At 66.3% G+C, this 6,857-nt stretch carries 6 protein-coding genes; 2 read left to right on the plus strand and 4 right to left on the minus strand.

Going from position 1 to position 6,857, the window contains the following annotated elements; all coding sequences use genetic code 11:
* Positions 1 to 99: 99 nt before the first annotated feature.
* From Q0W90_RS21890 to Q0W90_RS21900, 3 genes are read right to left on the minus strand one after another with little or no spacing between them, the layout of a single operon-like run.
* The gene (locus tag Q0W90_RS21890; protein ID WP_297776561.1) at positions 100 to 1,359 is read right to left on the minus strand and encodes an acyl-CoA dehydrogenase family protein; all 1,260 of its coding nucleotides are present in this window, start codon (positions 1,357 to 1,359) and stop codon (positions 100 to 102) included.
* 17 nt (positions 1,360 to 1,376) lie between these two features.
* Positions 1,377 to 2,183: an enoyl-CoA hydratase/isomerase family protein gene (locus Q0W90_RS21895; RefSeq protein WP_297701416.1), complete on the minus strand. Its 807-nt coding sequence runs from the start codon at positions 2,181 to 2,183 to the stop codon at positions 1,377 to 1,379.
* Positions 2,184 to 2,187: 4 nt separating this feature from the next.
* The gene (locus Q0W90_RS21900) at positions 2,188 to 3,438 is read right to left on the minus strand and encodes a hypothetical protein (protein WP_297776565.1); all 1,251 of its coding nucleotides are present in this window, start codon (positions 3,436 to 3,438) and stop codon (positions 2,188 to 2,190) included.
* 89 nt (positions 3,439 to 3,527) lie between these two features.
* Here Q0W90_RS21900 and Q0W90_RS21905 point away from each other — a divergent pair, with 89 nt between their 5' ends.
* Positions 3,528 to 4,361, plus strand: coding sequence for an enoyl-CoA hydratase-related protein (locus Q0W90_RS21905; RefSeq protein WP_366895637.1), 834 nt, complete (start codon positions 3,528 to 3,530; stop codon positions 4,359 to 4,361).
* 11 nt (positions 4,362 to 4,372) lie between these two features.
* On the opposite strand, the gene Q0W90_RS21910 is transcribed toward Q0W90_RS21905, so the two are convergent.
* Complete coding sequence (locus Q0W90_RS21910) at positions 4,373 to 5,239, minus strand: SDR family NAD(P)-dependent oxidoreductase (RefSeq protein WP_297597460.1); 867 nt, start codon at positions 5,237 to 5,239, stop codon at positions 4,373 to 4,375.
* Positions 5,240 to 5,345: 106 nt separating this feature from the next.
* On the opposite strand from Q0W90_RS21910, the gene Q0W90_RS21915 reads away from it, so the two are divergent.
* On the plus strand, positions 5,346 to 6,857 hold a 1,512-nt coding region (locus Q0W90_RS21915; protein WP_297776569.1), incomplete at its 3' end, for an AMP-binding protein.

Consider the following 6,857-nt stretch of genomic DNA (forward strand, 5'->3'; position numbering starts at 1 on the left):
CGAGCATCAGGGCGTCGAAGGCGTTGCCGTCGTCGGGCCTGTTGAGAACCAGCCAGCCGATCCCGTCGGACGTGGACACGTTCAAACGTTCATAGACCCTCATGAACGGGGGATATCCTTCCAGGGCTTGCCTTTCCACGGATCAGGCTCTCTGGGTAACCCGAGGACGCGCTCGCCGAGGATGTTCTTGTTGATGTCGGTGGTGCCGCCCTCGGTCCCGTTGGCGAGGCTGCGCATCATCCCCTGGACGTCCCGGGGCAGCGCGTCCGGATCGTCGGTGGCGGGCCACGCGATCGCCTCCGTACCCAGCAGATCGACCATGAGGTCCTGGATCTGCTGGTTCAGCGTGGCCTGGTGCACTTTTCCGATCGACGAGGCCGCTCCCGGCGACTGACCGGCCGTCAATGCGTCGCGTACCCGGGCGTTCGTCCATCCCCGGATCTGCTCCTGTGCCCAAAGATGCATGACCTTGTTCCGGATGACGGGATCGGCCCACCGTCCGGTTTCCTTGGCCAGAGTGATCAGACGTTCGGAACTGGACCCCCCGAGGCGGCCCATGCCACCCGAGCCGGATCCTGAAACCATCTGCCGCTCACTGGACAACGTCGATGCGCTGACGCGCCAGCCGTCATTGACCTCGCCGACGCGATGGGCATCGGGCACCCGCGCCCCGTCGAGGAAGACCTCGTTGAATTCGGCCTCACCGGTGATCTGGCGGAGCGGCCGCACCTCGACACCCGGCTGGTGCATGTCGAGCAGGAAGTACGTGATGCCCTTGTGTTTGGGCTGATCGGGATCCGTCCGCGCCAGCAGGATCGCGAAATCGGCCTCATCGGCCCACGTGGTCCACACTTTCTGGCCGGAGATCACCCAGTCTGCGCCTTCTTCCGAGCCGTCCCGCACGGCCCTCGTGGCTAGTGATGCGAGATCCGAGCCCGCGCCCGGCTCGCTGAACAACTGGCACCACTTCTCCTCGTTTCGCACGATCGGCGGGAGGAAACGCCGGCGTTGCTCCTCTGTCCCGTGACCGAACAGTGCGGCGGCGGCGTTATTGAGCCCCAACGGGTTGAGCCGAGAAAGGCGCAGCGGCGAAAGTGCGCCCTCGACGGCGCGCACAACATCGTTGCCGATGCCCAGGCCACCGTGGTCGGGTAGCCACGTGGGCGCCACCAGACCCGTCCGAGCGAATTTCGGATACCACCGGCGGTAGTCGGCCGGGGTGCGTACCGCCCGTAGCGCCGCGGGCCCCTCGGCCGCGGCAGATCGCCATGCGGCGGGAACCTCGGCGTCGATCCACTGCCGCACGATCGCGACTGCATCGTCGACCGGCGTGTCCTGGGTGATCGGCAGTTGTGTCATGATTTTGTCAATACTTTTCAGCGGCCCGTGAATTCTGCGGGTCGTTTGTCGCGGAAGGCCGCCAGACCCTCTTTGAAATCCTCGCTCCGGCTGGATAATTCGAGCGCCAAGGCCTCGTTCTGAAGATGGCGGTCAAGGTCGAGTCCATTGCCGCTGTGCAACAGCCACTTGGTGAGCCCGAGTGAAACCGTGGGCGCTTCACCGAGTTGTCTGACGAGTTGTTCTGCAGCCGAGGTCAATTCATCGGAAGCCCAGGCGCGATGGATGATGCCCCAGTCGGCCGCCATGGCTCCGGTGATCTCCTGACCCAGCATCAGCAGTTGCCTGGTGCGCACCATTCCGATGAGCCGTGGCAGCAACCAGGCCGCGCCGCTGTCGGGGGTGAAGCCGCGCGCCATGAAGGGTTCCCAGAACCGGGCGTCGTCGGCGGCGACGCAGAAGTCTGATGCCAGCGCGATGTGGAAGCCCAGACCGGTCGCCCAACCACGGACCACGGCGACGATGGGCACCTGCGTCTCGAGCATCAACGGGATCAGCCGGTTGGCCTTGTTCGGCAGGCGCCGCTGGGTGCTGCCCACGCGTGGTTTCCGTTCGGATTTCGCGTTGTTGGCGATCAAGTCCGCGCCCGCGCAGAAGTTCGGACCGTTGGCGTCGATCCGGATGACCCGTACCGATTCGTCGATGCCGGCGTCGGCCAGATGGCCGATCATCGCGTCGAGCATGACGTCGTTGACGGCGTTACGGCGATCGGCGCGGTCGAGGGTCAGCCGCAGGATCGGGCCTTGATGTTCGGCCAGGAGGCCAGGGACACTGCGGTAACTCATGGGCTCAGCGCTCGGCGAATTGTTCCGTGACGGCGGTCAGCAGCTCGCTCAGATTGGCCGCACCGCCCGGTGGATCGGGCAGGCGCACGGGTCCTCGGTCGCGGCTGGGCAACAAGATGGTGGCGTGTCCCGGCGCGGTGATCTGGCCGCGGTGGTTGGTTGCCGCGAGCTCGAGATCGACGGCGGGCCGGTCGCCGTCGGCGAGGTACTTGCGGACCACGGTGCCGGTCACGGTATGGACGTCGCCGACGTAGTTGAACAGACGAAACTCGCAATCGAGCTTCCACAGCCAGGCGTCGTCACCCATCCAGTCCGTGCATAAGTGGATCAGCCACGTCTCGCGCATGCGGCCATAGTCGAACGTGGTGGGATTGCCCGCGTTGCGCGCGGCATCCGGCTCCCAGTGCACCCGCTGCTGGGCATCGGGAACGCCGTATTCGTTTGGTGTGTAGAAACGGGGAATGCGCTGCCGGTTGCGCCACGCCAATTTCAGCGGGCGCACGCCGTACATTCCGGTGCCCATGCCAACGTGCCAGCAGACCATGTCGGTAACCGTCAGCGGCCCCTTTGTCAGCGGCCCCACCTCGTCACCCTCGTTGACGTCTTCCCACCACCGCGGGTCGGCCCCGCGCGGGCTTTCGCGCGCATAGCGCTCGTCGAGCTCGGCAATCTCGTCGGCGGTCCACGTCTTGAGTTCGACGGCATCGTATTTCTTTCGGTCGCGCGCCTTGCTGCGCTCGGTACGAATCATGTTGCGGTACTGGCCGCCCAGGATCGTGCCCTCGTCGTCGCGAAACACCTGGGCGGACCACTCGTGGATGGCGCGGTCGGCAAATTTGCTGCTCTTGTCGAGCGCGGCCACCAGGGCGTTGCGCCTGAAAACCCGGTGGTTGGCTTGCAGCGGCGCCCACCACTCCCGAGCCGATGAGGCGTAGAAGGCATGTACCCCGCGCAGTGGGTCGCCCTTGGTCAGCGCGCGGTCCTCGTCCGAGAGGGTTGTGACCTCGTCCTCTCCGATCAGCGTGTCGCCGCCGACGAGGGCGGGTGGGGCAACAGACTCTCCCCATACAGACTTCGCGGCATATTTCGGATCCGCCCACAAAGGGTTGGCGTCACCGTAGCTTTCGGCGACGTGACGAAACGTGTCTTCGTTGGGGCGGTAGTAGTGCGGCGGCTGGGTGTGCGGGACGGCGATGCCGATGGTAGCCCGCAACCTGGCCAATCCCTCGTCGGTGATCAGACCGGTCTGCCCCATCGGATTGCCTCCTCGTTGTGGCCCGCGTCGTAGCCCGGACAAGGTGGAAATTAAGATACCCGAAAAACGGAAACGCCGTTAACGCAGGGGTGAGCGAGATGTCAGATGAAGCATCCGGAATCGTGTGCGCGATCGGCGATGACGGCGTTGCGCGGGTGACAATAGATCGCCCGGAAGCGGGAAATTCGTTGTCGCCGTTGGCACGTGACGCGCTCACCGAGGCCTTCGTGCAGGCCAATGACAACCCCGCCGTCCGCTCGGTGCTCTTGAGCGCCAGCGGTAATCGGCACTTCTGCGCCGGGGCTGGACTGGCACCGCAACCGGCGGACGCCGGGGGCGTGGTCGAGCCCATGCAGAAGCGCCCGGGCGACATCGCCAGGATGCTTCAGCAGGGCTGGCAGCGGCTGGTCGCCGCTGTCCTCGACTGTGACAAGCCGGTGATCGCGGCGGTCAAGGGCACAGCCGCGGGGGCGGGCGCGAGCCTGGTTCTGGCGTGCGACCTGGTCGTCATGTCAACGGAGGCAAGGCTTGTCGAGGCATTCGTGCATCGCGGGATCCTGCCGGATTCCGGTGCCATCCATCTCCTGACGAGAATCGTCGGCCTGCGCAAAGCGACCGAACTGCTGATGCTCGGTGAGCCGGTCGACGCGATCGCGTGCGAAAGGCTCGGCCTGGTCAACCGCGTGACCGCACCGGACGAGACCGACGCGGTCGCCGAGGAACTCGCGGGACGCTTGGCCGCGGGGCCGACGGTGATGCTGACGCTGACCAAGCGCCTGCTGTCCGTGTCGTCGGAGTCGGATCGGCACCGCGCATTCGAGCAGGAGGCCTGGGCGCAGGAGGTGGTGTCGCGGACGGCGGACCTGCAGGAAGGCCTCGCGTCCTTCGCCGAACGCCGAAAGCCCAAGTTCCTCGGTCGCTGACCTCCGGCGCGTCAGCCTGCGGTCGGTCCGCCGCGAATGGTGAACGTGGCGCTGTCGTCGATCTCGTCGATCGACGATGCCACCGCCTCCGCGGTCAGCGCCGTGTCCTCGATCCCCTTGGTGACACCGATGAACACCCGTGACACTTTGCCCGCGCCCACCGAGTAGATGTGCGCGGTGCGGTCGCAGGACCGATGACACAGATAGACGACAACAGGGGTGACGAGCTCAGGATGCATGGCCTTACCGGCGTCGCCCATGATGTTTTCGGTCATGCGGGTCCGCGCGATGGGGGCGATGGCGTTGACGGCGATGCCGTTGCGGGCGCCTTCGATTGCGAGGACGTGCATCATGCCGACCAGGCCCATCTTCGCGGCGCCGTAGTTGGCCTGGCCGAAATTTCCGAAAAGGCCGGTGCCCGAGGTGGTTTGAACGATTCTGCCGTAATTCCGTTCCCGCATGACCGGCCACACCGCCCGAGTGACGTTGAAGGCACCGTTCAGGTGCACGGCGATGACGGCGTCGACCTGCTCGACGGTCATGTTCTTGAACGCGGCGTCGCGCAGAATCCCCGCGTTGTTCACCAGCACATCGACCTGGCCGAAGGCGTCCATCGCGGCCGCCACGATCGCCGCGCCGCCCTCCTCGGTGGCCACCGAGTCACCGTTGGCAACGGCGGTGCCCCCGACGGCGGTGATCTCGTCGACCACGGCTTGGGCCGCCGACGTCGACGCACCGCTGCCGTCCACCGAACTGCCCAGGTCGTTGACCACGACCCGCGCGCCGCGCCGGGCGAGCTCCAGGGCATGGCAGCGGCCGAGTCCGCCGCCGGCCCCAGTGACGATGGCTACCTGGTTGTCGAAAGTCATTGCATGCATGGGAGAGAGGTTACATTTACCTAATCGAGAACGATCATTCGCATCGGAGGAGACCATGACTGGCCCGACGGAGTTGCTCCGGCATGCGCACCGGCGAGCCGAAGAAATGCGGCCCCGCTACCGCGCGGCCGGTTTCTGGACGGCGGAGCCGATCGACGTCGTGCGGTCCACCGCGGCGCGGCATGCGACTCGGCTCGCCGTGGCGGATCGAGGAACCAAACTGACCTACGGCGAACTGGACAAGCGCATCGACTCTGCCGCCCAGGCGATGGTCGGTGCCGGCGTTGCTCCGGGCGCAGCGATAGTCCTGGTAGTCGGTAACGACGTGGACTCGGTGGTCGCGATCCACGCGGCGCTACGGGTCGATGCGGTGGTGCTGCTCGTGCCGCGCAGTGCGGGGGTCGCGCAGCTCGCCGACATCCTCACCCGCACCGGTGCACGATTCGGTGCGGCGCCGAACTGGTCGGAGATCACCGAGCCGGAACTGGCGCTGCGTTGTCAGTGGATCGAACTCGGTGGCGATGACCAAATGCGCGCTGACCAGCCCCCACACCCGGTGCGGCCGGCAGATGAGCCGTGCTTTGTGCTTTACACCTCGGGCACCACCGCTCGGCCCAAGGGCGTGATCCACTCGCTGAGCACGTTGGCCAAGGCGTCGGCGAACTACATCGCGGCGGCGGGCCTGGGTTCGGGCGACCGGATCTTCTTGATCAGTCCGCTCGCGTCGGTCACCGGGGTCCTGCAGGCCCTGTTCATAGGCCCGATGCTGGCAATACCGGTGATTCTCGAAGACCGCTGGGACCCGGCGGCGACCTGCGACCTCCTGGTCACGTCGGGCGCCACCTGGTACGGCGGCCCGGACCGGCTGCTGGACCGGATACTCGACCAGACGGTGGCGCGCGACGCCGTCGTCCCGTTACGCGGGGTGTACCTGGGCGGCACGATGCTGGATCGGCGGATCGTCGAACGCATCGAAGACGAATTCGGCATCGTCGTCATGCGCGCCTACGGGTCTTCGGAGATCCCGGTCAGCACGTCCGGTTTGCGGACCGAATCTCGAGACACACGCCACGCCGACGACGGCGTGGCGCTGGGCGAGGTCGATGTGCGCGTCGGGTCCGTGGCCGACCCCACCGAGTGCTGCATCAAGGGTCCACACACGTTCCTCGGTTACACCGATGCCGACGACGACGAGCTCGCGTTCGAGGGTGAGTGGTTCCGCACCGGCGATGTGGCAGACGTTGTCGACGGCCGGGTTCGGATCATCGGTCGGATCAAGGACATCGTGATTCGCAACGGGCTGAAGATCCCGGCCGCCGAAGTCGAGGAAGCCGTCGCGAGGATGGGTGGGGTGCGCGAGTGTGCCGCCTACTCCGTCCCCGACGCCACCACCGGTGAGCGACTGGCGATGGCAGTTGTACTCGAACCCGGCATCCAGATCTCGCTCGCGGAGGTGACCCGGGCCCTCGTCGGGGATGGACTGCCGAAATACAAGCTGCCCGAAGAGCTTGTGTTCTGGGACGAGCCGCTTCCCGTCAACGCCAACGGCAAGGTCGACCGCACCAAACTCGATGCGCTGTCCGTTGGGCGCCAGCGGATGCTCGCCGACCGTCTCGCC

Source organism: Mycobacterium sp. (assembly GCF_025933915.1).
Taxonomy (GTDB): domain Bacteria; phylum Actinomycetota; class Actinomycetes; order Mycobacteriales; family Mycobacteriaceae; genus Mycobacterium.

Bases quoted from the DNA above. Each gene is read 5' to 3' on its own strand.
- Q0W90_RS21890 (WP_297776561.1), bottom strand. From the start codon at position 1,359: ATGACACAACTGCCGATCACCCAGGACACGCCGGTCGACGATGCAGTC.
- Q0W90_RS21900 (WP_297776565.1), bottom strand. From the start codon at position 3,438: ATGGGGCAGACCGGTCTGATCACCGACGAGGGATTGGCCAGGTTGCGG.
- Q0W90_RS21910 (WP_297597460.1), bottom strand. From the start codon at position 5,239: ATGCATGCAATGACTTTCGACAACCAGGTAGCCATCGTCACTGGGGCC.
- Q0W90_RS21895 (WP_297701416.1), bottom strand. From the start codon at position 2,183: ATGAGTTACCGCAGTGTCCCTGGCCTCCTGGCCGAACATCAAGGCCCG.